Source organism: Microbacterium sp. P26 (genome assembly GCF_023712585.1).
Classification (GTDB): Bacteria; Actinomycetota; Actinomycetes; order Actinomycetales; family Microbacteriaceae; genus Microbacterium; species Microbacterium algihabitans_A.
Genome location: NZ_JAMAXZ010000003.1, coordinates 216,158 through 240,509, shown reverse-complemented (window position 1 = coordinate 240,509; position 24,352 = coordinate 216,158). Strand labels below are relative to the sequence as shown.

The following is a 24,352-nucleotide window of genomic DNA, read 5'->3' as shown; positions in this document are numbered from 1 at the left end:
TGCGCCGGGCGGCTCGCGGAGGCCGCCGCGGGTGACGCCCGCGCGGCGCTCAGACCGTGAGCGCCCGCACCACGGCGTCGGCGAGCAGGCGTCCGCGCCTGGTCAGCACGATGCGCCCGCGCACGGCATCCGCCCCCTCGATCAACCCGTCGGCGATCAGCGCGGCGACGTTCTTGCGGCCCTCTCCGAGGATCTCCGACACCGCCAGGCCCTCGCGGATGCGGCTGCGCAGCAGCACCGACTCCAGCCGGCGGGCGGTCTCGTCGGGGCGCTCCCGAGCAGCCGCGGGCGACTCGACGGCGGCGAGTCGCTGGGCGTAGGCGGCGGGGTGCTTGACGTTCCACCAGCGCAGCCCCGCGACGTGGCTGTGCGCGCCCGGTCCGAAACCCCACCAGTCGGTCCCCCTCCAGTACGCGAGGTTGTGACGCGAGCGGTGCTCGACGCCGCGCGACCAGTTCGACACCTCGTACCAGTCGTAGCCGGCGGCGGCGAGCAGGTCGTCGGCGAGCTCGTACATGTCGGCCTGCAGGTCGTCGTCCGGCATGGCGACCACGCCGGAGCGGATCTGGCGTGCGAGCTTGGTGCCGTCTTCGACGATCAGCGCGTAGGCCGAGATATGGTCGGGCTCGAGGGCCGTGGCCGCCTCGAGAGAGGCGCGCCAGTCGTCGAGCGACTCCCCCGGCGCGCCGTAGATGAGGTCGAGCGAGACGTCGAGACCCGCGCGTCGGGCCGCTGCGACGGCCGTGGCTACATTGGCGGGATCGTGCGTGCGGTCGAGGGCGGCGAGCACGTGCGGCCGGGCCGACTGCATGCCGATCGACAGGCGGTTCACCCCGGCGTTCGCGAGGGTGCGCGCCATCGCGTCGTCGACCGTGTCGGGGTTGGCCTCGACCGTGACCTCGGCATCGTCGCGAATGCCGAACTCCGCGCGCACCGCGTCGAGCATGCGCGCCAGGTCGCCCGGCGGCAGCAGGGTGGGCGTGCCTCCACCGAAGAAGACGGTGGATGCCGAGCGGCGCCCGCCCGCGGCATCCATCACTGCCCCCGCCAGACGCACCTCGGCGTTCAGCGTGTCGGCGAAGTCGTCTTGCCGGGCGCCGCGCAACTCGCTGGCGGTGTATGTGTTGAAGTCGCAGTACCCGCACCGCACGCGGCAGAACGGCACGTGCAGGTACACGCCGAAGTCGGCGGCGGGGTCGATCTCGAGGTCGGCGGGCAGGTGTCCGTCGGCGGGGGCCGGGTCTCCGAGCGGGAGCGGACCGCCCATCAGGACGAGTACAGCGGCGAGATCGCCCGCAGGTAGCGAGCGAACAGCGCCTTGCGCCGACGGCGCACGCGGCTCGTGAACAGCCGGTACGACGGGGCCGTGGGTCGGTCGAAGGCACGCACGACGAACCACACCTCGTCGTTGTCGCGCCACTCGACCGCGAACAGCTCCTCACCGCTGACGATCGAGTGTCCGACGGTGCCGAGGATGAAGCCGACACGACGGGGCTCCTCGAAGACCGAGATCACGCGCAGCTCGGCGTCGGCGCGGTGACCGTCGACCTTGCCGTGCAGACGGACTCCGGCGCCGGGGCTGACGAACGGCGTGCCGTCGGCGGCGAAGCGCTGCTCGGCCTCGAGGCTCGAGGGGGCCACGGGGGCACCGTCGGCGTCGAAGCCCACGCCCGAGTACCCCGCGTTGGCGGCGGGGCGCACGTCGGTGATGCTCAGTTCTCCGGTGCGCAGCGGCGCCCACGACAGCAGCAGCTCGCCGGCGGCGGCGAAGCGCTCTTCGCCGCTGCCGATGCGCCAGGAGTCCTCGGCCGGCACGGAGTGCTCGGGCGGGTACTGCATGAGGTCGTGCGCCTGGGTGGCGCCGACGGCTGCGTAGTCGACCGTGTCATCGGTGAAACTCTGCCTGCGCATGGCTCACCCCTCTCGGTGTCGTGCGTTACTTCTTGGTCTCGACGTCGCCCGACAGGGCGGCGATGAACGCCTCCTGCGGCACCTCGACACGGCCCACCATCTTCATGCGCTTCTTGCCCTCTTTCTGCTTTTCGAGGAGCTTGCGCTTTCGGGTGATGTCACCGCCGTAGCACTTGGCGAGGACGTCCTTGCGGATCGCGCGGATCGTCTCGCGCGCGATGATGCGCGCGCCGATCGCGGCCTGGATGGGCACTTCGAACTGCTGGCGCGGGATGAGCTTGCGCAGACGCTCGGCCATGAGCGTGCCGTAGGCGTAGGCCTTCTCGCGGTGCACGATCGAGCTGAACGCGTCGACCTTGTCGCCCTGCAGCAGGATGTCGACCTTCACCAGGTCGGCGGTCTGCTGGCCGGCGGGTTCGTAGTCGAGGCTCGCGTAGCCCTGCGTGCGGCTCTTGAGGTGGTCGAAGAAGTCGAACACGATCTCGCCGAGGGGCATGTGGTAGCGGAGCTCGACGCGGTCTTCGCTGAGGTACTCCATGCCGAGCAGGGTGCCGCGACGCGTCTGGCAGAGCTCCATGACCGTGCCGACGTAGTCCTTGGGCAGCAGGATGCCGACCTTGACGATCGGCTCCGACACCGAGGCGACGCGCCCGTCGGGGTACTCGCTGGGGTTGGTGACCGAGATGATCTCGCCGGTGTCGGTGGTGACCTCGTACGTCACCGACGGAGCGGTGGTGATGAGGTCGAGGTCGAACTCGCGCGACAGGCGCTCGGTGATGATCTCGAGGTGGAGCAGGCCCAGGAAGCCGCAGCGGAAGCCGAAGCCCAGGGCGACCGAGGTCTCGGGCTCGTACTGCAGCGAGGCGTCGGAGAGCTTGAGCTTGTCGAGGGCTTCGCGCAGCTCGGCGTAGTCGCTGCCGTCGATCGGGTAGACCCCCGAGAAGACCATGGGCTTCGGGTCGGTGTACCCGGCCAGGGCCTCGGTGGCGGGCTTGCGGTGGGTGGTGATCGTGTCGCCGACCTTCGACTGGCGCACGTCTTTCACGCCCGTGATGAGGTAGCCGACCTCGCCCACGCCGAGACCCTTGGTCGGAACCGGCTCGGGGCTCGAGACGCCGATCTCGAGCGCCTCGTGCGTCGCGCCCGTCGACATCATCTGCAGGCGCTCGCGCGGCTGCAACGACCCGTCGATCATGCGGACGTAGGTGACGACGCCGCGGTAGGCGTCGTAGACGGAGTCGAAGATCATCGCGCGCGCCGGAGCGTCGGCCGTGCCGACCGGGGCCGGGATCTTGTCGACGATGAGGTCGAGCAGTTCTTCGACGCCCATGCCGGTCTTGCCGCTGACACGCAGCACGTCGGCCGGGTCGCCGCCGATGAGGCCGGCGAGCTCGGCGGCGTACTTGTCGGGGTCGGCCGCGGGCAGGTCGATCTTGTTCAGCACCGGGATGATCGTCAGATCGTTCTCGAGCGCGAGGTAGAGGTTGGCGAGCGTCTGCGCCTCGATGCCTTGAGCGGCGTCGACGAGCAGGATCGCGCCCTCGCACGCGGCGAGCGAGCGGCTGACCTCGTAGGTGAAGTCGACGTGACCGGGCGTGTCGATCATGTTCAGGGCGAACGTGCCGTCGCTCGTCGACCACGGCATCCGCACCGCCTGCGACTTGATCGTGATGCCGCGCTCGCGCTCGATGTCCATGCGGTCGAGGTACTGCGCGCGCATATCGCGGTCGCTGACGACGCCGGTGATCTGCAGCATGCGGTCGGCCAACGTCGACTTGCCGTGGTCGATGTGAGCGATGATGCAGAAGTTGCGGATCTGCTCCGGCGGAGTGGCAGACGGCTCGAGGGGCTTCAGGGCGCGCGGTGACATGTTCCGTCGATTCTACGGTGGTGCGCCGACATCGCCGTCCGCGAGCGCTCAGGCTCTCGGCATCCGGAGCCTTTTACAGTGGATGCCATGACGGTCCAGGTCGTGCTCGTGCACGGCATCCGCACGTCGGCGACCATGTGGCGCGCGCAGGTCGCGTACCTCGAACAACGCGGCACGCCCGTCACCGCCGTCGACCTGCCGGGGCACGGAACCCGCCGCGGCGAGGAGTTCACGCTCGACGAGGCGTTCGCGACGATCGATCGAGCGGTTCGGGATGCCGCCTCCCGCGGCCCCGTGCTGCTCGTCGGGCACTCGATGGGCGGTCTGCTGTCGATCGCCTACACCGGGAGCGAGGACGCTCCCCCGGTTGCGGGCTTCGTCGCGGCATCCTGCACCTCTTTCCCCCGCGGGATCGGGCTCGCCGCCTACCGCTTCCTCGCCCGACGGTTCGACAGCCTGCCCGACCGCGGGCTCGGCCTGACCAATCGCGTGCTCGACCGCACCCTTCCTCTCGAGACGCGCCCGGATTTCGGAGCCGGCGGGTACGCGTTCGACGCGCAGGACACCGCCCTGGCCTCGCTGTCGGTGCTCGACCTGTTGTCGGCGCTGCGCCGGATCGACGTGCCGCTGTGGTTCGTCAACGGGCAGTGGGACCAGCTGCGCATGAACGAGAAGCTGTTCACCACGATCGCTCCGGATGCCGAGCTCATCGTCGTCCCGCGCACGACCCACCTCGTGACAGCGATGCGGCCGCGCGTCTTCAACGCGGTGCTGAACGTGGCGCTCACGACGGTCGAAGCCTCGACCTGTTAGACTCGCTTCTTGGCTTGCGTGTGGGGTTTTTCCCGACCTCCACGATCGCCGGTGCAGCGCCCCTCTACCGCTCGCCCGGCACTTCCAACACTCACTCAAACGAAAGACCGTCGACGTGGCGAATATCAAGTCGCAGATCAAGCGCAACAAGACCAACGAGAAGGCGCGCGAGCGCAACAAGGCCGTCAAGAGCGAGCTGCGCACGCACGTGCGTCGCACCCGCGAGGCCGTGCTGGCCGGAGACAAGGCGGCCGCCGAGAAGGCGCTCGTCATCGCCGGCAAGAAGCTCGACAAGGCCGTGAGCAAGGGTGTCATCCACCAGAACCAGGCCGCGAACCGAAAGTCGGCCATCGCGAAGCAGGTCGCCGCTCTCTGAGCCGCAGCTTCTCTTCGACAGCCCGTCCCGCATTGCGCGGGGCGGGCTTCGTCGTTTCCGGGGTGGTGGCGGCTGTGCGCATTGTCAGCAGCGGGCCTCCACGCCGCGTCCGCATGCGTGCGCGGCACGGAAGGACGAGGATTGACGGATGCCGAATTCTTCACACCCCGCCGATCGCTCCTCCGACGACCTCGCCGCCGTCCACGTCGACGTCGACCCACGGGTGACGCCGCTCGCTCTCGACCACCGCGGGCGAACGCTTCGCGGGTGGCGGTGGGACGACGGCACCGATGCCCCCGATGCTGCACGCGTGCTGTTCGTGCACGGGTTCAGCAGCACGTCGGCCGGTTCGCGCCAGCTGTTCGTGCAGGCGGCACGGCACCTCGTCTCGCGCGGGGTCGTCGCCAGCTCGTACGACCGGCTGGGCCAGGGCGTGAGCGATGGCGACTTCTTCGACATCACGGTTCGCGACGAGATCGCGCAGGTGCGCGCGATGATCCGTGAGACGGCGGGTGACGGCCGGGTGCACGTCGTCGGCCACAGCCTGGGAGCGGTCGAGTCGGCCCTTGCCGCGGCACAGGAGGGCGAGCGGGTCGTCTCGGTCACGCTCTGGTCGCCCGCCGGAGTGATCGTCGACGACATCACCGTGCACGACCGCGTGATGGGCGAGCCGTTGGCTGCGATGCGAGAGAGAGGCTTCGTGGATCTCGCGGGAATGGCGGTGGGACCGGCGATCGTCGACGACGTGCGCGACGGCCTCGACGTGTACGGTCCGGCCGCGGCGTACACGGGGCCGGTCGACGTGCTGCACGGATCGGCCGACGAGGTCGTCCCCCTCGCGTACGGCCGGCGTTTCGCCGAGGTCATGCCCGGGGGCTCGCTCACTGTGGTCGAGGGGGCGGACCACGGGTGGTCGTCGCTGCCGTGGCGGCGCCGGTTGTTCGATGCGCTCGATCGGCGGCTGGAGTCGACCGTCTGAGGTGGGGCTGGAGCGCCGTCGCGATCAGTCGCCGAAGGGGGCGCGGGTCGCGATGATCGTGATCATGCGCTCGAGCGCGAACACGGCGTCGCGCGACGCGCCCTTGACCTCGGCGTCGGCACGGGCGGTGGCGTGGATCGCCATGCCGAGGGTGTTGCCGGTCCAGCCGACGAGGTCGCGCCGCGCGCGGTCGACCTGCCAGTCCTTCATGCCGAGGCGCTGAGCGAGTACCGGCGACGACTCGCGGCTGCCGGCGACACGGGCCATCGTGCGCAGCTTCATCGCCACCGCGGCGACGAGTGGCACGGGGTCGGCTCCGGATGCCAGGGCGTGACGCAGCGCGAGGAGTGCGGGCCCGTACTGACCGGCGATGGCGGTGTCGGCGACGGTGAACGCCGAGGTCTCGACGCGACCGCCGTAGTACCGCTCGACGATGCGCTCGTCGATGTCGCCCGGGACGTCGGCGATGAGCTGCTGGCACGCCGCGGCGAGTTCGGTGAGGTCGTCGGCGAAGGCCGAGACGAGCGAGCGCAGGGCGACCGGCGCGATGCGCTTGCCCGCGGTCTTGAACTCGCCGACGGCGAAGTCGAACCGGTCGGAGTCGCGCTTGACGGCGGGGCATGCGATCTCGATACCGCCGCCCTGACCGGCGCGGATGCCGTCGAGCAGCTTCTTGCCGCGCACGCTCGCCCCCGTGTGGCGCAGCACGACGGTCGCGCCCTCTTGCGTCTGGGAGAGGTACGAGACGGCTTCGCTGAGGAAGGTGTCGCTGCACTTTTCGACGCCGGTCACGCGCACGAGCCGCGGCTCGCCGAACAGCGACGGCGAGGTGACCGACAGCAGGGTTCCCGCGGCGTAGTCGTCGGCCCGGATGTCGGTGACCTCGAGGCTGGGGTCTTCGCTCTTGAGCATCGCGCGGATGCCGGCCGTCGCGCGCTCGGCGCACACCTCTTCGGGACCCGAGACGAGCACGATCGGCGCGGGCTGTGGGCTGCGCCACGACACCTGCGGAATGGCCGACTTCGCCTTGGCGGGGGCGGAGCGTCGGGGAGCCGGAGTCACTCCCCCAGCCTACCGACCGCCTCCGACATCGGCCGTCGGGCCGCGGCGTCGACGACCGACGCGGGGCGCTGCCATTCTGCGCTCGGGGCACCGGCAGGGCCACGGCAGGGACGATGGCCGGGGCCTTCTCCCGCCACAGTGTGAGTCGTCCCTCGGCGTCAAGCCACACCGCCAACGCGCCGTCCTGATCCGTCCGAGCCGCCGTCGCTCCGATCGAGCTCAGGATCCCGAGGAGCTTCGCGGTCGGGTGTCCGTAGCTGTTGTCTGCTCCCACCCCGATGAGCCCCACCCGCGGATGCAGTTCGCGGTAGAGCTCGGCATCCTGATCGGCGCTCCCGTGATGCGAGACCTTGACCACGGCGACGCGGGGCACGGCGAGCCGCCGGCGCAGGTCGGCCTGCGACTGCTCGCCGAGGTCGCCGAGCAGCACGGTGCGGGGGAAGCCCGGCCCGACGACGTCGAGCGCGACGCTGGCGTCGTTTCCGGGTTCGGCGCGGGGCGGAGGGCCGAGCGCCTGCCACCGGGTCGAGCCGATGGTGCCCGTCAGACCGATCGACGCGGAGTGCAGACGGGCACCCGCCGCGGCGAAGCGCTCGAGCAGCCGCTCGTCCGCCGCTTCGCCCGGAGGGCCGTGCAGGACGACCGCAGCTCGACCGATCAGCGCCCCGGAGCCGCCGACGTGGTCGAGGTCGAAGTGCGTGAGCACGAGCAGGTCGACTCGGTCGATGCCGAAGGTCGTGAGGCAGCGCTCCACCGCCGCAGGTTCCGGACCGGTGTCGACGAGCGCGATCGCCGCGCCGGATCTCCACAGCGTCGCATCGCCCTGACCGACATCGCACATCGCGACCTGCCACGCGCTCGGCACCGTGAGCGGCCCGCCGACGGTGCGCACGGCGGTCTGACCGAGGACGAGGCCGACCACCACGGCCATCGCCGCGGACGACAACGCTGTGAGACGCGGGAGTCGTCGCGGTCGCAGGATCGCGACGCTCACCGCCGCGCCGACGGCGGCGAGCAGGGCGGCACCGAGCAGCCCGTCGGGCCACGGCAGGTTCTGCGCTGAGACGGCGGTCGCCGTGTGGGCGACCGCGGCGATCCACGCGGCGGGGATCCACGCGAGAGCGGTGAGCCCGTCGCGCACCCACGGGAAGGGTGCGATGCACGCGAGCGCTCCCGCGATGGTGGCCGGGGCGGCTGCCGGATCGGCCACGAGATTGGCCGCGACCCCCAGCAGGGGCACGTGCGGGTCGATGAGCACGATCAGCGGTCCGCAGACGAGCTGGGCCGACGTGGGCACGGCGAGCCCGAGGGCGAGGGCGCGCGGCATCCACCGATCCAACCCGACCGCGAGGGGCCGCGCGAGCACCAGGAGAGCGGCGGTGGCAGCCGCCGACAGGGCGAAGCCCAGCGAACGCGAAAGCCAGGGATCGATGACCAGGAGCGCCGTCACAGCGGCCGAGAGCACGGCGATGCCGACCGCCGGTCGCCCGAGGGCCAGAGCGAGCATCGCGACGACGGCCATCGCCGCGGCCCGCACGACGCTCGGCTCGGGGGTGACGAGCGCCACGAAGGCGACCAGCACGACGGTGGCGCCGATCACGCGCACTCCGCGCGGTGCGCCGCACAGCGCGAGCAACGCGAATGCCGCGCCCACCACGATCGCGCAGTTCGCCCCCGAGACGGCCGTCAGGTGCGACAGCGACGCGGCGTTCATGGCCGCCTCGGTGGACGGATCCAGACTCGAGGTGTCGCCGACGGCGAGACCCGGCACCAGACCCGCGCCGGGCTGCGGCAGTCCGCGCGTCGAGGCGACCAGCCCGTCTCGAAGCCCCTCGAACAAGGCCCACACCCCTTCCGGAGGCCGCACGTCGTGCGTCTCGCTCGCGCGCACCACGAGCACCGCCCGTTCCGCGGGGTCGGCCGCGACGCCGCGCCCGACGATGCCGACCTCTCCCCCCATCCCGGTGCCCGCGAGCGCTGCACGTCCCTCGGCGTCGACCATGACGCGCACGGGCACGCCTCCGCTCAGCGCGACGGGCCCGGCGCGCACCGTCGAGGCGATCGCGTCGAACCACGCTCCCCCGTCGGGAGTGCCGTCGATGCGTCCCGCGACGGTGACGTCGAGCTCGAGCTGCCGCCCGCCCTCGGTCTGCAGGGCAGCGACCTGGTCGCGTACGGGCGCAACGGATGTCACGGCCCCTGCCGAAGCCCCCGCGCAGGCGAGGGCCACGGCCACCACGCCGACGACGGCCCGCCGCCGCCACACGAAGACGCCTGTGGCGACGAGCGCGCCTGTGGCGAGCGCGAGAGCGAGCGCGGCGGCATCCGGAACGCCCACCGCCACCCCGGCGGCGACCCAGGTCAGGGCGGCCACCGTGACCGAGCGGAGCGCCCGCCGTCGCAGCGCCCGCCGCGCACTCATACGCGCACCAGGTCGCGGATGCCGTCGAGCATCTTCTGCCCGATCCCGGGCACCGACAGCAGATCGTCGATGCTGGTGAAGCGTCCGTTCTGCTCGCGCCACGCGATGATGCGATCCGCGATCGCCGGGCCCACGCGCGGGAGGGTGTCGAGTTGATCGCGGGTGGCCGTGTTGAGGTCGAGTGGGCCTCCGGCCGCGCCCCCGCCCGAGCCGTCCGCCGCCGGCGAGGCGGTCTCGGCCCCGATCACGGGCACCACGATCTGCTCGCCGTCGGCGACCGGGCGAGCGAGGTTCACCCCGTCGCGCGCAGCCTCCTCTGAGAAGCCGCCCGCGCGGGCGATTGCGTCGGCCACACGGTCTCCCGCGTCGAGGCGGTAGAGCCCCGGCTTCCGCACCGCGCCGGCGACGTGGACGTAGAGCCCGGCCTCCGCGGGGAGCATCGACGCCGCCGTTGACGACGGCACGGGAGCGACCACCTCGGCTCCGGTCGCTCCGCGGAGCATGCCGATCGCGATGGTCACGGCGAACGCGAGCAGTACCAGCACGATGACCCCGCCGATCCCGAGGCGCGTGCGCGCGCGCAGCCGCTCGTCGGGCTCGGTCTCGTCCGTCACGCTGCCACGGTAGGGAGGGGCCGGAGGGCGTCGCGGGGCGGGTTCGACAGATGGGGAGAACCGGACGGGATCGGACGCTGGGGAGAAGCCCCCGTAGCCTGAGGGAATGAACGCGAACGCCTGGCGGTCCGTCGTCTCCGCTCTCGCCGACGAGCGCGCGCGCCGGGTCTACGCCCGCGCCGTTCTCGGCGACGGAGTCGAGGCCGAGTTGGCGACGATGTCGCCGGGTGCCGCACGTCGGGTCGTGCAGACGCTCGTGAAGGCGGGACTCGTGGTGCAGATCGACGACGGGAGCCTACGAGCGACGGACGACGTGTTCTCCGGGGTGCTGGCGGCGGCGCCGGTCGCGGCACAACCCACCGGCGTCGACAGGTTCTTCGTCGACGGTCGGCTCGCGGTCTATCCGGCACGGGCCGCCGACCGCGATGCCGTTCTCGCCCACGTCGCCGATCGCGTGATCGCCGCGGACGAGAGCATCGACGAGCGCACGGTCAACGAGCGTCTCGCCCGCATCGCCGACGACGTCGCCGCGATGCGTCGCTACCTCGTCGACGCGGGCCTGCTCGTCCGCTCGCGCGACGGTCACGTGTATTCACGCGCGGCCTGAGCAACGGGCACGCCCTGCGCGAGGCCCATGGATCGCGCGGCGAACCACAGGAAGCCCCGAAAACCCCGGATGCCACGCCCCCGCACTCCGCAGAGCGCCGGGGACGTGGCATCCGGAACGAAAACCTACTTCGTCGAGAAGCTGACGACCTTCGGCGGACGCACGACCGCGCGCACGATCTCGCGGTCGCCGAGCGCGCGGAGCACCTTCTCGTCGGCGCGGGCCATCGCCTCGAGCTCGTCGGCGCCGATCTTGGCCGAGACCTCGAGCGTGCTGCGCACCTTGCCGTCGATCTGCACGACCGCTGTCGTGGTGTCTTCGACGAGCAGCGTCGGGTCGGCCTGACGCCAGGTCGCGAGCCCCACGAAGCCGTCGTAGCCGAGCGTCTGCCACATCTCCTCCGCGGTGTGCGGAGCGAACAGGTCGAGGGTCATCGCGATGACCTCGGCCGCCTCGCGCACGGCGGGGTCGCTCGGTCCGGGCTTGCCGTCGATGGCCTTGCGGGTGGCGTTGACCAGCTCCATCAGGCGCGCGACGACGACGTTGAACTTCGTCTGCTCGATGAGGTTCGCGGCATCGGCCAGCAGGCGGTGCGTGGCGCGGCGGAGGGTCTTGTCGCCCTCGGCCCAGACCACGTCGGTCTCGCTGTCGACGTCGTGCGCGATGCGCAGCGCACGGGCCAGAAACTTCGCCGCACCCGTGGTCGAGACGTCGTTCCAGTCCTTGTCGTCTTCCACGGGACCTGCGAAGGCCAGGGCCACGCGCAAGGCGTCGGCGCCGTGGGCGTCGAGCTCTTCCTGGAACAGCACGAGGTTGCCCTTGCTCTTCGACATCTTCGTGCCGTCGAGGATGACCATGCCCTGGTTGATGAGGCTCGAGAACGGCTCGGTGAACTCCACCATGCCCATGTCGAACAGCGCCTTCGTGATGAAGCGCGCGTACAGCAGGTGCAGGATCGCGTGCTCGACGCCGCCGATGTAGAAGTCGACGGGGCCCCACTTCGACGCCTCGCGGCCCGAGAACGCCTCGGTCTCGCTGTTCGGCGAGAGGAAGCGCAGGTAGTACCACGAGCTGTCGACGAAGGTGTCCATCGTGTCGGGGTCGCGCAGCAACGTCTGGCCCGTCTCGGGGTCGGTGACCTGCACCCAGTCGGTGGCCGCGCCCAGGGGCGAGGTGCCCTTCGGCTTCAGGTCGAGACCCTCGACCGAGGGCAGCGTGACCGGCAGCTGGTCGGCGGGGACCGGCGTGATCGAGCCGTCTTCCCCGTGCAGCATCGGGATGGGCGTGCCCCAGTAGCGCTGGCGCGAGATGAGCCAGTCGCGCAGGCGGTAGGTCTTGGCCGCGCGGCCGACGCCCTTCGCCTCGAGCTCTTCGATCATGCGGGTGATCGCGTGGCGCTTGCTCAGGCCGTTCAGCGAGCCGGAGTTGATCAGGCGTCCCTCACCGGTCAGCGCGATGCCGGTCTTGACCGGGTCGAGCTCGTCGAGGTCGCCGAGCGGGTCGATCGGCACGCCGTCGGCGTCGAGCTCGATCACGGGGATCGCGCCGGTGACGGGCGCATTGGTGTCGACGACCACTGTGACGGGCAGGTCGAACGCGCGGGCGAAGTCGAGGTCGCGCTGGTCGTGCGCGGGCACGGCCATGACCGCGCCGTGACCGTAGTCGGCCAGCACGTAGTCGGCGGCCCAGATCGGCAGCTTCTCGCCGTTGACCGGGTTGATCGCGTAGTGGCCGAGGAACACGCCGGTCTTCGGACGGTCGGTCGCCTGACGCTCGATGTCGGTCGCGCGCTGCACCTGGGCGAGGTAGGCCTCGAAGCTCTCGCGCACGCCCTGATCGGCGGATGCCGCGAGCTCGGCGGCCAGGTCGGACTCCGGGGCCACGACGAAGAACGTGGCGCCGTGCAGGGTGTCGGGGCGCGTGGAGAAGACCGTGATCTTCTGGTCGCGGCCCTCGATCTCGAACTCGATGTCGGCGCCGACGGAGCGGCCGATCCAGTTGCGCTGCATCTGGATGACCTTGCTCGGCCAGAAGCCCTCGAGCTGGTTGAGGTCGTCGAGCAGGCGGTCGGCGTAGTCGGTGATGCGCAGGAACCACTGCGTCAGCTTCTTCTTGACCACCACGGCGCCGCTGCGCTCGCTCGTGCCGTCGGGCAGCACCTGCTCGTTCGCGAGCACGGTCTGATCGACCGGGTCCCAGTTGACGAGGGCGTCCTTGCGGTAGGCCAGGCCCTTCTCGTACAGCTTCTGGAACAGCCACTGGTTCCAGCGGTAGTACTCGGGGTCGCTCGTGTGCAGCACGCGGCTCCAGTCGAACGAGACGCCGTAGTCCCTCAGGCTCTCCTTCTGCTGCGCGATGTTGGCGTAGGTCCACTCGACCGGGTCGGCGCCGCGCTTGATGGCGGCGTTCTCGGCGGGCAGGCCGAACGAGTCCCACCCGATGGGGTTGAGCACGTTGTACCCGCGGTGGCGCCAGAAGCGCGCCACGATGTCGGAGTAGAGGTAGTTCTCGGCGTGCCCCATGTGCAGGTCGCCCGAGGGGTAGGGGAACATCGCGAGCACGTACTTGCGGGGGCGCGTGTCGTCGTCGCCGCCGGCGCGGAACGGGTCTTTCTCGGCCCAGGCCTGCTGCCACTTCGCCTGGATCGCGTGGGTGTCGAAGCCCCCCTCGCGGGGGTCTGGTGCGGTGTTCTGAGACACGGGTGAAGCCAATCGTGAAGGTCGGGAGGCCACGGGGGCCAACCTCCAGGCTATCGGACCCGCGGGTCACCACCCCGGCGGAACCTCGGCTCCCAGGGCCGCCAGCGGAGCCCGGGCCTTGATGCCCACCTCGGCGACTTCGGATGCCGCGACCGAGCGCCACGTGATGCCGCCTCCGGCGCCGACCCAGGCGGCATCCGGTTCGACCACGACGCTGCGGATGACCATCGCGAGATCCGCGGCCCCGTCGTCGCCGATCCAGCCGAACGCGCCGGAGTAGACCCCTCGCGGGGCGGCTTCGAGTTCGGCGAGGATCTGCATCGCCGACTGCTTGGGAGCGCCGGTCATGCTGCCGGCCGGGAAGACCGCGTCGAGCAGCCCACCCACGGTCGTACCCGGGAGCAGTTCACCCGAGACCTCGCTCACGAGCTGGTGCACGTGCGGATACGTCTCCACCTCGAGCAGGCGGTCGACCCCCACGCTCGACGGGGCGCACACCCGCGACAGGTCGTTGCGCATCAGGTCGACGATCATGACGTTCTCGGCCTGCTCCTTGGCATCCGCCCGCAATTCCTCGGCGAGTGCCACGTCGACCGTCGTGTCGGCCGAGCGCGGACGCGTGCCCTTGATCGGATGCGTGTGCACGCGCCCCCCGCGCACCTCGACGAAGCGCTCGGGCGAGGCGCTCACGAGCGCCGTGTCGCCGCGGCGCACGAAGCCCGCGTGGTGCGAGGTCGAGGCGCGGCGCAGTCGGCGGAACACCTCCAGCGCCGCGAAGCGCCCCGGAACGGTGAAGCGCGTGGTGAGGCAGAGCTGGTACGCGTCGCCGAGGCGGATGCGCTCGCGGCACGCCTCGATCCGCTCGGCGTAGACCTCGGGTGTCACGCGGGCGGATGCCGCGCCCCGAGCCGACGCCGTCGGCACCGCACCCGCCGATGGGGCCTCGGCGGCCCGCGCCGCCAGGCTCTCGTCGCCGATCGCGAACACGCGCCGGTTCGCGTGGTCGAAGGCGAGCATCGCGTCCACGCGCATCCACGCGTCGTCGCCCTCGTAGGAGCGCCACCCGACCCATCCGCCGCGGAAGGCTCCCGCTTCGTGCGAGACGGTTCCGGATGCCGCGGCCTCCGCCCTCAGGGGGTGTTCGGCCGCGTCGGGAACCCCCGTGCCCATCCAGCTCCAGCCCGCGCTCGCGTCGACCCCGGCGTCGAGCCAGAACGCGTGCGGAGCTGTGGAGAACAGGTGCAGGAACACCGCTTCGGGATCGACCCAGTCGCGCAGGGCGAACGAGCGGGCGGATTCGGGCACGCTCCCAGGCTAGGGCGAGCCCGCGGCCCTAGGCTGACGGAGGTGAACGAGATCCTCACGTGGCTCCTCGACGTCGTCCAGAACGTCGATCCCGTGCTGCGCACGATCCTCGCCGGTGTCGCGGTCATGCTCGAGACGAGCGTGCTCGTCGGACTCATCGTGCCGGGCGACACCATGGTGATCGTCGCCGGCACCGCCGTCGCGTCGCCCGTCGAGGGCGTGGTGCTCGCCGCCGCGATCGTCGTCGGCGCCCTGGCCGGTGAGAGCCTCGGGTTCTGGCTCGGCCGCTACTTCGGTCCGCGCATCCGGGCGTCGAAGCTCGGCCAGAAGCTCGGCGAACGCAACTGGGAGCGCGCCGACCGTTACCTCCGCCGTCGCGGCGGTCCCGCCATCTTCCTCTCGCGGTTCCTCCCCGTGCTGCACTCGCTCGTGCCGCTGACGGTCGGCATGAGCGGCTACCGCTACCGCCGCTTCCTCGCCTGGACCACCCCGGCGTGCATCGTCTGGGCCGGGCTCTACGTCACGATCGCCGCGACCGCCGCCGGCACCTACCGCGAGCTGAGCGATCAGATCCACTACGCCGGATACATCTTCGTGGGGATCCTCGCGGCGTTCCTCGTGCTGGTGTTCGTGGGTAAGAAGATCCTGGAGCGCGTCGAGCGCCGACACCTCGCCGACGAGAGCGCCACCCTCGAACCTGCGGACGGCGACGTGAAAGACTGAGGCCGATGCCTCGCTCTCCTCGCGCCAAAGTGCTCTGGTTCGCCCGACTCGAGCGCCGGTTCCACCGGTGGCGCGAACGCCGCGCCCGCGCGCGGGGCCTGCGCCCCGGCGTCACCGGCTTCCCGGGGTACGGCACCGAGGAATGGGTGCGCGTTCTCGGCCGCGTGCTGATCGCCCCGCCGGCCCGCCGCACCTCGAGCGGCGACGTCGAGAGCCTGCGCGGATGGCGCAGCTTCGCCGCCGTTCCGGTCGGCTTCGCGCACGTGACCGTGACGATCGACGGCGTCGAGCACAACGTGCCCGCCGATCGCGGCGGGGTCATCGACGCCAAGCTCCCCGCGAAGCTCAAGCCCGGGTGGCAGAGCATCACGATGTCGGTCGAGGGCAGCGAGCCCACCGAGACGCGCGTGTTCATCGTCGGCTCCGACGTGCGCTTCGGCGTGGTCAGCGACATCGACGACACCGTCATGGTCACGCTGCTCCCCCGCCCGCTGCTCGCCGCGTGGAACTCCTTCGTGGTCGACGAGCACGCGCGCCAGCCCGTTCCCGGCATGGCCGTGCTGCTCGAGCGACTGACGCGGGAGCATCCCGGGACCCCGATCATCTACCTGTCGACCGGTGCGTGGAACGTCGCCCCGACCCTCACGCGCTTCATGCGCCGCCACCTTTTCCCGGCTGGGTCGTTCCTGCTGACCGACTGGGGCCCCACGCACGACCGGTGGTTCCGCAGCGGACGCGACCACAAGGAGCAGAACCTGCGCCGCCTGGCGTCGGAGTTCCCGCAGGTGAAGTGGCTGCTGGTGGGCGACGACGGTCAGCACGACGACGCCATCTACACCGGCTTCGCGATCGAGCACCCCGACAACGTCGCGGCCGTCGCGATCCGCAAGCTCCTGCCGGCCGAGGCCGTGCTGGCCGGTGGCCGCACCGTCGTCGACGATCACTCCGCGGCCGAGGTGCCGTGGGTGAGCGAGTCCGACGGCGCGGGCCTGCTGGACCGCCTGCAGAACACGGGCGTCATCTCGCGCGACGCGTGATCCCGGATGCTGCGGGCCCGGCGCCCTGCGTATCCTCAGCGATTCGCGCAATGTCGGTGGCATCCGGTGCCCTGCGACTGAGGATGTGCGAATCACTGAGGCTGCGCGACGCGTGATTCCGGATGCCGCGGCCGTTCGCGGATCTTCCGCGATTCGCGCAATGTCAGTGGCATCCGGTGCCCTGCGACTGAGGATGTGCGGATCACTGAGGCTGCGCGACGCGTGATTCCGGATGCCGCGACCCCGGCGCCCTGCGTATCCTCAGCGATCCGCGCGAAGTCGGTGGCATCCGGCGTCCTGCGACTGAGGATCTGCGGATCGCTGAGGCTGCGCGACGCCTGATCCCGGATGCCGCGACCCCGGCGCCCTGCGTATCTTCAGCGATTCGCGCAATGTCAGCGGCTTCCGGTGCCCAGCGACTGAGGTTGTGCGGATCGCTGAGGCTGCGTGACGTCTGATTCCGGATGCCGCGGGCCCGGCGCCCCGCGTATCTTCAGCGATTCGCGCGCAGTCGGTGGCATCCGGTGCCTTGCGACTGAGGTTGTGCAGATCACTGAGGCTGCGCGACGCGTGTGCGGATGCCGCGGGCCCGGCGCCCTACGTATCTTCAGCGATTCGCGCGAAGTCGGTGGCATCCGGCGTCTTGCGACTGAGGTTGTGCGGATCGCTGAGGCTGCGCGACGCCTGATCCCGGATGCCGCGACCCCGGCGCCCTGCGTATCTTCAGCGATCCGCGCGAAGTCGGTGGCATCCGGCGTCTTGCGACTGAGGATGTGCGGATCGCTGAGGCTGCGCGACCGCCCGACGTGCGCGCGCGGCCCGATGTCGGAGGTGGCGCGTACGGTGGAGGCATGTGCGGTCGATTCGTCGTAGCCAATGTGGCCAGCGAGCTCGTGGGGGTGCTCCGCGTAGACGTCGAGGCCGATGAGCTGCCCCAGCCCTCCTACAACATCGCCCCGACCTCCCAGGTCGGCATCGTGCTCGACTCGATCAAGAGCGAGCCCCCGGTGCGGCGCCTCGAGGTCGCGCGCTGGGGCCTCGTCCCCGGGTGGGCCAAAGACGTCAAGATCGGCGCGCGCGCGTTCAATGCGCGCAGCGAAGAGGTCGAAGACAAGCCCATGTTCCGCAACGCGCTGATCAAGCGACGGGCCATCATCCCGGCATCCGGGTACTACGAGTGGAAGACGACAGAGGCGGGCAAGACGCCGCACTACATCCACCCCGCCGACGGGTCGCCGATGTTCTTCGCCGGCCTGTACGAGTGGTGGAAAGACCCCGCGCGCGCCGACGACGACCCCGCCCGTTGGGTGCTCAGCTGCACGATCCTCACGCGTGACGCGATCGGGCGTCTGGGGTCGATCCACGACCGCATGCCGCTGTTCATGGACCCCGACTTCGCCGACTTCTGGCTCGACCCGACCACCGAGAACGTCGGCGACATCCTCGATGCCGCGATCGACGCCGCTCCCGACGTCGCCGAGACGCTCGACGACCACGTCGTGTCGGCAGCGGTCGGCAACGTGCGCAACGACTCCCCCGAGCTGATCGAGCCCGTGGAGTGACGCTGCTGCTCGAGGCTCCGACGCTGTCGCGCGCGGAGTGGACCACCGCCGCGGCCGCGCACGCCGAGCGCGCCGATCTGCTCACCGCCGAGCACCGCGCCCGCGCGAGCCGCGCCGAGAAGCACCCTGTCGAGGACTTCCTCTTCACGTACTACTCGTACAAGCCCGCGGTCCTGCGGCGGTGGCATCCGGGCGCCGACGTCGTGCTCGAGCAGGCTCCCGAGCGCGCCGAGTGGCGCTGGTACCGCGCCGAGGGCGCGGACGTGCGGGTGGATGCCGCGCGCTTCCGCGACGAGAAGGGGTCGATGTACCGCGGCATCGTCAACCTGCTAAGGGCCACACGTGAGCGCCCGGGCCAGTTCGGCTGCTTCGGCCTGCACGAATGGGCGATGGCCTATCGCGCCGACGAGGTGCGGCACGCGGTGCCCCTGCGGCTGGGGCGCGCGGGCACCGACGCCGTGGTGGAGGCGCACGATCTGCGCTGCACGCACTTCGACGCGTTCCGGTTCTTCACGCCCGAGGCCGTGCCGTTGAACCGATTGCCCTTGACGCGCGACGATCAACCGCAGCGCGAGCAGCCCGGGTGCCTGCACGCCGGCATGGACCTCTACAAGTGGGCGGTGAAGCTCGGGCCGCTGGTTCCCGGCGATGCGCTGCTCGATGCGTTCGAGCTGGCCCGCGACATCCGCACCCTCGATATGCAGGCCTCGCCCTACGACCTGACCGCCTGGGGCTACGAGCCGGTCGCGATCGAGACACCCGAGGGCAAGGCGCAGTACGTCTCCCGACAGCGGACCCTGAGCGAGCGAGGGCAGCACCTGCGCGGCCGCATCCTGACGGTCGTCACGGGGGTCGACGACACGCCCGGCGGCGCGGATTTCCTGCCGTCGCGAACTCTGTTGTAAGCTCATGGAGTTGCCTCAAACGGGGCGGAAAACAAAACACGGGCCTGTGGCGCAGCTGGTAGCGCACCTGCATGGCATGCAGGGGGTCAGGGGTTCGAGTCCCCTCAGGTCCACCCAGAGAGAGAAAGCCTCCGCTTCGGCGGGGGCTTTCTCGTTCCCCGGCACGGTGCGTTCCCGGTTGGCCGAGATCCGGCAGTCCTCCCCGACCGCACAACCTCGGCGATCCGCACAACCTCAGCCCGAGGGGGCCGGATGCCACCGATGTTGCGCGGATCGCTGAGGTTGCGCCGTGCGCGGGCGCCGCGGCATCCCTCCCCTTCCTCACAACCTCGGCAATCTGCACAACCTCAGCCCGAGGGGGCCGGATGCCACCGATGTTGCGCGGATCGCTGAGGTTGCGCCGTGCGCGGGCGCCGCGGCATCCCTCCCCTTCCTCACAACCTCGGCAATCTGCACAACCTCAGCCCGAGGGGGCCGGATGCCACCGACATTGCGCGGATCGCTGAGGTTGCGCCGTGCGCGGGCGCCGCGGCATCCCTCCCCTTCCTCACAACCTCGGCAATCTGCACAACCTCAGCCCGAAGGCGCCGGAGGCCACCGACCTTGCGCGAATCGCTGAGGTTGCGCCGCGCGCGGGTCATCGCGGCGAGGGGGCCGGATGCCACCGACCTTGCGCGAATCGCTGAGGTTGCGCCGTGCGCGGGGCACCGCGCATCTGTCTCCCCGGCCGCACAACTTCAGCGGTTCGCACAACCTCAGCCCGAAGGCGCGGGAGGCCACGGACATCGCGCGAATCGCTGAGGTTGCGCAGTGCGCGGGCACCGCGGCATCCCGCGACAACGGCCTCGCGCCGGGATCGCGCACAGCGAGGGGCGCCTCCCCTCGAAGGAGAAGGCGCCCCTCGGAGACGTGTCAGCGGGACGACACCGTCTCGCGCGACCTCGCTGCCTGCGTCTCGCGCATGAGCAGCTCGTCGTCGAGCCAGTTCGGCGCCTTGTTGCGCAGGGCGAAGATGTACACCAGCAGCGAGGCGGCGATGATCGCCGTGACGTAGACGATGAACAGCGGCACCTGCGAGGTGCTCTGCGCTCCGGCGTACAGCAGCGGGGCGGTGCCGCCGAAGAGCGAGTTGGCCAGCGCGTAGCCGAGGCCGACGCCCAGAGCCCGCACGTGGGTCGGGAACAGCTGCGCTTTCACGAGCGCGTTGATCGAGGTGTATCCGGTGAGGATGACGAAGCCGCCGAGCAGGATCGCGAACGCCGCGAACTCGTTCGTCTGCTGCGGCAGCATCGTGATGAGGAACCACGTGTAGATCACGCCGCCGACGCCGAAGAACACCAGCAGCGTCTTGCGCCCGACCTTGTCGGACAGCCATCCGCCGAGGGGCTGCATGAGCATGAGGGCCGTCAGCGCGATCAGGTTGATCACGGTTCCGGTGACGACGTCGCCACCCGAGAAGGCCGTCTTGACGATGTTGGGCCCGGTCACCGAGTAGGTGTAGAAGGCGACCGTGCCACCGGCGGTCACGGCGAAGCACAGCAGCAGCGGACGCCAGTTGTTGACGAACAGGTCGCGCATCGAGCCCGGCTGCTGCGTCCTGCCTGCCTTGGTGTCGGCGATGACGCTCTTCTCGAGCGACTCGTCCATGGTGCGTCGCATCCAGAAGACGGCCACGGCCGCGACGCCGCCGATCGCGAAGGCGATGCGCCAGCCCCACTCGGTGATGGCCTGATCGTCGAGGGTGAGCACCATCACGAGGAGCGTGGTCTGGGCGAGCACGTGACCGCCCACGAGGGTGACGTAGTGGAACGACGAGAGGAAGCCGCGGCGACCGGGCATCGCGGCCTCCGACATGTACGTCGCGCTCGTGCCGTACTCGCCGCCGGTGGCGAAGCCCTGCACGAGACGCGCGAAGACGAGGATGACGACGGCGCCGGCGCCGATCGCCTGAGCCGTCGGTGCGAGGGCGATCACGAGCGAGCAGAACGCCATCAGCGACACCGACACCGTCAGCGACAGGCGGCGGCCGTGGCGGTCGGCGAAGCGTCCGAAGAACCACGATCCGATCGGACGCATGAGGAAGGTGACGGCGAAGATCGCCCACACGTAGATGGTCGAGTTCTTGTCGTCGGCGCTGAAGAACTGCGACTCGAAGTAGACCGCGAACACGGAGTAGACGTAGACGTCGTACCACTCCACGAGGTTGCCCGCGGAGCCTTTGAGCGTGTTCGAGATCGACCGCCGCATGCTCGTGGGGATCGTTGTCGTCGTTGACATCGTGGTTCCGATCTGTCGAAGGGTTCTGGAACCCCGCGTCGCCGCCTCGCGATCCCGGCGGCGTCGCGGGGTGTCTTCGCCATCGTGGTCGACCGGAGACGCGGCATCCGGAATCCTTACATCCGCCTTACATTCCGCCCGGCCCGCCCGACCGCAGCCCGCGGGCGCGTCTGCCTACGATGGTGCGATGCACGTACTCGTGGCCGAGGACGACGGCTCCGTCGCCGCAGCGCTGGTCTCAGCGCTCACGCGCGCCGGTCACACGTGTACCCGCGTCGCCCGCGGCAGCGACGTGCTGCTGCGCCACCGCGACGCCCACGTCGTGCTGCTCGACCTCGGGCTCGAAGACATGGACGGCCTCGACGCGCTTCGTCAGCTGCGCGAGGTGACCGCGATCCCCGTGATCGTGGTGACGGCCCGCGGAGACGAGCGCTCGACGGTGCGGGCGCTGTCGCTCGGCGCCGACGACTACCTCGTCAAGCCGGTTCGCCTGCACGAGCTGCTCGCGCGGCTCATCGCCGTCACACGGCGCTACAGCCCTCCCGACGAGCCCACGCGCGTGCACGCCGGTCCCGTCGACATCGACGTGGACGCGCACCGCGTGCAGGTCGGCGGGCGCGAGGTGGCGCTGACGCCCAACGAGTTCGGCATCCTGCTCGCGCTCGCCCGTCGCGCAGGACAGGCGGTGAGCCGCCGGCTCATCCTCGACAAGGTCTGGGGCGATGCCTACGCGGCGTCGTCGCGCTCGTTCGACGTGCATCTGGGTCAGGTGCGGCAGAAGGTGCCCGAGGTCACGATCACGACCATCCGCGGCTTCGGCTATCGTCTCGAGGACGCCGGATGAGACTGCGCGTGCTCCTGCCGCTGCTGGTGTTCGGCCTCATCGCCGTGATCGCGGTGCTCATCCCGGTGGCGCAGTCCATCGCCGACTCGCGCACGCAGCAGGTGTCGCTGCAACGCAGCGCCGCGCTCGACCAGGTCGTGCAGCGGGCGCGCACGGCGCTCGTGCAGAACGAGAGCGCGTCGCTGCAGACCTACCTGGATCGCTTCCACGCGGTGTACGGCGAGTCGGTGATGGTGCTCGACGACCGGGGCGTGCCGGTCGCTGCGGCAGGGACGCTCGTGCCCGACGACCGCGTGTCGGGCATCGTCGGCGCCGCCGCGCGCGCGATCCCCCAGCTCGATCTGCCGCGGGTCACGCCGTGGGCGCCGTCGTCTGCCCTTGTGGCCGTGCCGGTGATCGCGGCGGGAGACCTGTCGACGGGCGTGGTCGTTCTCGAGGTCGACCTGACCGCCGCCAAGGCCGAGGTGACGTGGGCCTGGGCGATCGTCGGCGTGGTCGGTCTGCTGTTGCTGGCCGCTCTCATGGGCGCCTCGCTGTTGTGGACCCGGTGGATTCTGCGTCCCGTGCGCGCGCTGGATTCCGCCGTCGCCGCGCTCACCGCGCACCGCGACCCCACTCCCCTGCCGCCGATGGGTCCGCCCGAGCTGCGCCGGCTGAGCCGGGCGTTCGACGCCATGACGGCCGAGGTCGAGAGCAGCCTCGAACAGCAGCGCGGGTTCGTCGCCGACGCCTCGCACCAGCTGCGCACGCCGCTCGCCGCGATCCGCCTGCGCGTCGACGGTCTTCCGCGCGAGGGCGACGCCGCCGATGACCTCTCCGCAGTCGACGACGACCTCGACCGGCTCGAGCACACGGTCGAGCGCATGCTGACCCTCGCGAACGCCGAGCACCGCGCCTCGGCGCGCAGTCATGGTTTCGACGCCGCACGCGACGACGGCGTCGTGCGCGAGTGCACGGTGTCGGCCGCGGGTCTCGCCGACCGGCACAGCCGGCGTCTCACCGACGCGGGCCTGACCCTTCACGCGGACGACGACGCGCTCGTGACCGTCCCGTGCGGGCAGGCGGATCTCGAGGAGATGGTCGACGTGCTGCTCGACAACGCCGCGAAGTACGCCGGGGTCGGGGCCGAGGTGTGGGTGAGCTTCGTTCCGGATGCCGAGCGGGTCGCGCTCGTCGTGGAGGATTCGGGCACGCGCCTGACCGACGCCGACCTCGAGCGCATGGGCACGCGTTTCTGGAGGAGCACCGCGCAGCCCTCGCGCTCGGGTACCGGCCTGGGACTGGCGATCGTGGCGCAGCTCATGCGCGCCGCCGGCGGCCGGCTCGACCTCTCACGGGCCGCTGCGGGCGGTCTTGCGGCGCGTCTCGTCTGGGAGCACCGATGACGGCCCTGACGCGCCGTGAGGCGCTGGCGTGGGCTGTGCTCGCCGGGTCGACGGCCGTGCTCTCGGGATGCATTCCCGCCGCCGCTCCTCCCCTGATGCTGGGCTGCGGCGAAGCGGGCGGGAGCTACCTGCAGTTCGGCGAATTGCTGGCGGATGCCACGAGGTCCTCGACCCGCCTGCGCATCTCGCCGGTGCCCACCGAGGGCAGCGTCGACAACCTCGCTCTGCTCGCCGCGCGACGCGTCGACCTCGCCCTGTCGCTCGTGGATTCCGCGGCGGCCGCGGATTCCGCCGCCGACGTCGTGGCCATCGGGCGCGTCTACCAGAACTACCTGCAGTGCGTGGTGCGCACGGACGGCGGCATCCGGAACCTCGACGACCTCGCGGGGCGGACGGTGTCTCTCGGGGCCCCGGGATCGGGGGCGGCGGCCACTGCGCGCCGCGTGCTCGAGGTGTCGGGGCTGGCCGGTTCCGCGACACCGCCGCGCGTCGTCGAGCGCACGTTCCGCGAGGCGGTGGACGACCTCGCGGCCGGCACGATCGACGCGCTGTTCTGGTCGGGCGGTGTTCCCACCCCGCAGATCGCCGACCTCGCGACCCGCGTGCCGATCTCGGTGATCGACACCACACCTGCCCTCGACGGTCTCGCCCGCGCGTACCCCGAGGTGTACGCGGCGACGACGATTCCGGCGGGTGTGTACAACGCCCCGCGCGCGGTCCCCACGATCGGCGTCGCCAACCTGCTGCTCGCGCGCAGCGACCTCGCCGACGACCTCGTGCGCGCGCTCGTCGACGCGCTCATCGACGACGCCCCGGCGCTCGTGCCGGCCGATGCCCTCGGCATCCAATACCTGACGCCGGCGAGCCTGATCGACACCGCGCCCCTCGCCCTGCACCCGGCGGCGGAGCGGCGCTATCGCGAACGGTACGGCTGACCCCGGGCGCACGCCAGAACGCCCCC

Annotated in this window: 19 protein-coding genes, 1 tRNA gene and 1 pseudogene; 12 read left to right on the top strand and 9 right to left on the bottom strand. The window is 70.9% G+C overall.

Going from position 1 to position 24,352, the window contains the following annotated elements; genetic code table 11:
- Window positions 1-49: 49 nt before the first annotated feature.
- From hemW to lepA, 3 genes are read right to left on the bottom strand one after another with little or no spacing between them, the layout of a single operon-like run.
- The gene (gene hemW / locus M3667_RS07660) at window positions 50-1,267 is read right to left on the bottom strand and encodes a radical SAM family heme chaperone HemW (protein WP_251507006.1); all 1,218 of its coding nucleotides are present in this window, start codon (window positions 1,265-1,267) and stop codon (window positions 50-52) included.
- Complete coding sequence (locus tag M3667_RS07655) at window positions 1,267-1,911, bottom strand: DUF1990 family protein (protein ID WP_144833709.1); 645 nt, start codon at window positions 1,909-1,911, stop codon at window positions 1,267-1,269. The genes hemW and M3667_RS07655 overlap by 1 nt, the downstream gene beginning before the upstream one ends.
- A gap of 25 nt (window positions 1,912-1,936) precedes the next feature.
- On the bottom strand, window positions 1,937-3,781 hold the full coding sequence (gene lepA / locus M3667_RS07650; protein ID WP_251507003.1) for a translation elongation factor 4: 1,845 nt from the start codon (window positions 3,779-3,781) through the stop codon (window positions 1,937-1,939).
- Window positions 3,782-3,868: 87 nt separating this feature from the next.
- On the opposite strand from lepA, the gene M3667_RS07645 reads away from it, so the two are divergent.
- The 3 genes from M3667_RS07645 to M3667_RS07635 all read left to right on the top strand — a co-directional run bounded on the left by M3667_RS07645 (window position 3,869) and on the right by M3667_RS07635 (window position 5,949).
- Entirely contained in the window at window positions 3,869-4,594 is a 726-nt protein-coding gene (locus M3667_RS07645; RefSeq protein WP_251507001.1) for an alpha/beta fold hydrolase, read from the top strand.
- Between the two features lie 115 nt (window positions 4,595-4,709).
- Complete coding sequence (gene rpsT / locus M3667_RS07640) at window positions 4,710-4,970, top strand: 30S ribosomal protein S20 (RefSeq protein WP_251506998.1); 261 nt, start codon at window positions 4,710-4,712, stop codon at window positions 4,968-4,970.
- A 148-nt stretch (window positions 4,971-5,118) separates the two neighbouring features.
- Window positions 5,119-5,949, top strand: coding sequence for an alpha/beta hydrolase (locus tag M3667_RS07635; RefSeq protein ID WP_251506994.1), 831 nt, complete (start codon window positions 5,119-5,121; stop codon window positions 5,947-5,949).
- A gap of 24 nt (window positions 5,950-5,973) precedes the next feature.
- Here M3667_RS07635 and holA read toward each other — a convergent pair whose 3' ends face one another.
- From holA to M3667_RS07620, 3 genes and pseudogenes are all read right to left on the bottom strand, one after another.
- On the bottom strand, window positions 5,974-7,011 hold the full coding sequence (gene holA / locus M3667_RS07630; RefSeq protein ID WP_251506993.1) for a DNA polymerase III subunit delta: 1,038 nt from the start codon (window positions 7,009-7,011) through the stop codon (window positions 5,974-5,976).
- Window positions 7,012-7,657: 646 nt separating this feature from the next.
- Window positions 7,658-8,725, bottom strand: a pseudogene (locus M3667_RS07625) (ComEC/Rec2 family competence protein); the annotation flags it as partial.
- 704 nt (window positions 8,726-9,429) lie between these two features.
- On the bottom strand, window positions 9,430-10,047 hold the full coding sequence (locus tag M3667_RS07620) for a helix-hairpin-helix domain-containing protein (protein WP_251506990.1): 618 nt from the start codon (window positions 10,045-10,047) through the stop codon (window positions 9,430-9,432).
- Between the two features lie 106 nt (window positions 10,048-10,153).
- On the opposite strand from M3667_RS07620, the gene M3667_RS07615 reads away from it, so the two are divergent.
- Window positions 10,154-10,654: a DUF2087 domain-containing protein gene (locus tag M3667_RS07615; protein WP_251506987.1), complete on the top strand. Its 501-nt coding sequence runs from the start codon at window positions 10,154-10,156 to the stop codon at window positions 10,652-10,654.
- 125 nt (window positions 10,655-10,779) lie between these two features.
- Here the strand turns inward: M3667_RS07615 and leuS are convergent, their stop codons facing one another.
- Together leuS and M3667_RS07605 are read right to left on the bottom strand one after the other, a co-directional pair.
- Entirely contained in the window at window positions 10,780-13,353 is a 2,574-nt protein-coding gene (leuS, locus tag M3667_RS07610) for a leucine--tRNA ligase (RefSeq protein WP_251506984.1), read from the bottom strand.
- 66 nt (window positions 13,354-13,419) lie between these two features.
- On the bottom strand, window positions 13,420-14,658 hold the full coding sequence (locus M3667_RS07605) for an anthranilate synthase component I family protein (protein ID WP_251506982.1): 1,239 nt from the start codon (window positions 14,656-14,658) through the stop codon (window positions 13,420-13,422).
- Between the two features lie 42 nt (window positions 14,659-14,700).
- Here M3667_RS07605 and M3667_RS07600 point away from each other — a divergent pair, with 42 nt between their 5' ends.
- From M3667_RS07600 to M3667_RS07580, 5 genes are all read left to right on the top strand, one after another.
- Window positions 14,701-15,381 carry a DedA family protein gene (locus tag M3667_RS07600; RefSeq protein WP_251506979.1) on the top strand — a complete coding sequence of 227 codons (681 nt, stop codon included), beginning with the start codon at window positions 14,701-14,703 and terminating at the stop codon, window positions 15,379-15,381.
- A gap of 5 nt (window positions 15,382-15,386) precedes the next feature.
- Window positions 15,387-16,418 (top strand): App1 family protein, encoded by a 1,032-nt coding sequence (locus tag M3667_RS07595; RefSeq protein WP_251506976.1) that lies wholly within the window; start codon window positions 15,387-15,389, stop codon window positions 16,416-16,418.
- Between the two features lie 851 nt (window positions 16,419-17,269).
- Entirely contained in the window at window positions 17,270-17,980 is a 711-nt protein-coding gene (locus M3667_RS07590; RefSeq protein ID WP_144833725.1) for an SOS response-associated peptidase, read from the top strand.
- Window positions 17,977-18,885, top strand: coding sequence for a 3-methyladenine DNA glycosylase (locus M3667_RS07585; RefSeq protein ID WP_251506974.1), 909 nt, complete (start codon window positions 17,977-17,979; stop codon window positions 18,883-18,885). Before M3667_RS07590 ends, M3667_RS07585 begins: the two co-directional genes overlap by 4 nt.
- Window positions 18,886-18,925: 40 nt before the next feature.
- Window positions 18,926-18,998 (top strand) — tRNA-Ala (locus tag M3667_RS07580).
- A gap of 799 nt (window positions 18,999-19,797) precedes the next feature.
- Here M3667_RS07580 and M3667_RS07575 read toward each other — a convergent pair.
- Window positions 19,798-21,162 (bottom strand): MFS transporter, encoded by a 1,365-nt coding sequence (locus M3667_RS07575; RefSeq protein WP_251506970.1) that lies wholly within the window; start codon window positions 21,160-21,162, stop codon window positions 19,798-19,800.
- Between the two features lie 187 nt (window positions 21,163-21,349).
- On the opposite strand from M3667_RS07575, the gene M3667_RS07570 reads away from it, so the two are divergent.
- Genes M3667_RS07570 through M3667_RS07560 form a run of 3 tightly spaced genes read left to right on the top strand, consistent with a single transcriptional unit; the run spans window position 21,350 to window position 24,326 of the window.
- A complete protein-coding gene (locus tag M3667_RS07570) occupies window positions 21,350-22,006 on the top strand; it encodes a response regulator transcription factor (protein ID WP_251506967.1) in 657 nt (218 codons plus the stop codon).
- Window positions 22,003-23,391: a HAMP domain-containing sensor histidine kinase gene (locus M3667_RS07565; RefSeq protein ID WP_251506965.1), complete on the top strand. Its 1,389-nt coding sequence runs from the start codon at window positions 22,003-22,005 to the stop codon at window positions 23,389-23,391. The genes M3667_RS07570 and M3667_RS07565 overlap by 4 nt, the downstream gene beginning before the upstream one ends.
- Window positions 23,388-24,326: a TAXI family TRAP transporter solute-binding subunit gene (locus tag M3667_RS07560; protein ID WP_251506962.1), complete on the top strand. Its 939-nt coding sequence runs from the start codon at window positions 23,388-23,390 to the stop codon at window positions 24,324-24,326. The genes M3667_RS07565 and M3667_RS07560 overlap by 4 nt, the downstream gene beginning before the upstream one ends.
- The last annotated feature ends 26 nt before the right edge of the window (window positions 24,327-24,352 follow it).

Coding starts and splice junctions, on each gene's coding strand:
- hemW (WP_251507006.1), bottom strand. CDS start 1,267: ATGGGCGGTCCGCTCCCGCTCGGAGACCCGGCCCCCGCCGACGGACAC.
- M3667_RS07655 (WP_144833709.1), bottom strand. CDS start 1,911: ATGCGCAGGCAGAGTTTCACCGATGACACGGTCGACTACGCAGCCGTC.
- lepA (WP_251507003.1), bottom strand. CDS start 3,781: ATGTCACCGCGCGCCCTGAAGCCCCTCGAGCCGTCTGCCACTCCGCCG.
- M3667_RS07645 (WP_251507001.1), top strand. CDS start 3,869: ATGACGGTCCAGGTCGTGCTCGTGCACGGCATCCGCACGTCGGCGACC.
- M3667_RS07635 (WP_251506994.1), top strand. CDS start 5,119: ATGCCGAATTCTTCACACCCCGCCGATCGCTCCTCCGACGACCTCGCC.
- M3667_RS07615 (WP_251506987.1), top strand. CDS start 10,154: ATGAACGCGAACGCCTGGCGGTCCGTCGTCTCCGCTCTCGCCGACGAG.
- M3667_RS07595 (WP_251506976.1), top strand. CDS start 15,387: ATGCCTCGCTCTCCTCGCGCCAAAGTGCTCTGGTTCGCCCGACTCGAG.
- M3667_RS07590 (WP_144833725.1), top strand. CDS start 17,270: ATGTGCGGTCGATTCGTCGTAGCCAATGTGGCCAGCGAGCTCGTGGGG.
- M3667_RS07575 (WP_251506970.1), bottom strand. CDS start 21,162: ATGTCAACGACGACAACGATCCCCACGAGCATGCGGCGGTCGATCTCG.
- M3667_RS07570 (WP_251506967.1), top strand. CDS start 21,350: ATGCACGTACTCGTGGCCGAGGACGACGGCTCCGTCGCCGCAGCGCTG.
- M3667_RS07565 (WP_251506965.1), top strand. CDS start 22,003: ATGAGACTGCGCGTGCTCCTGCCGCTGCTGGTGTTCGGCCTCATCGCC.
- M3667_RS07560 (WP_251506962.1), top strand. CDS start 23,388: ATGACGGCCCTGACGCGCCGTGAGGCGCTGGCGTGGGCTGTGCTCGCC.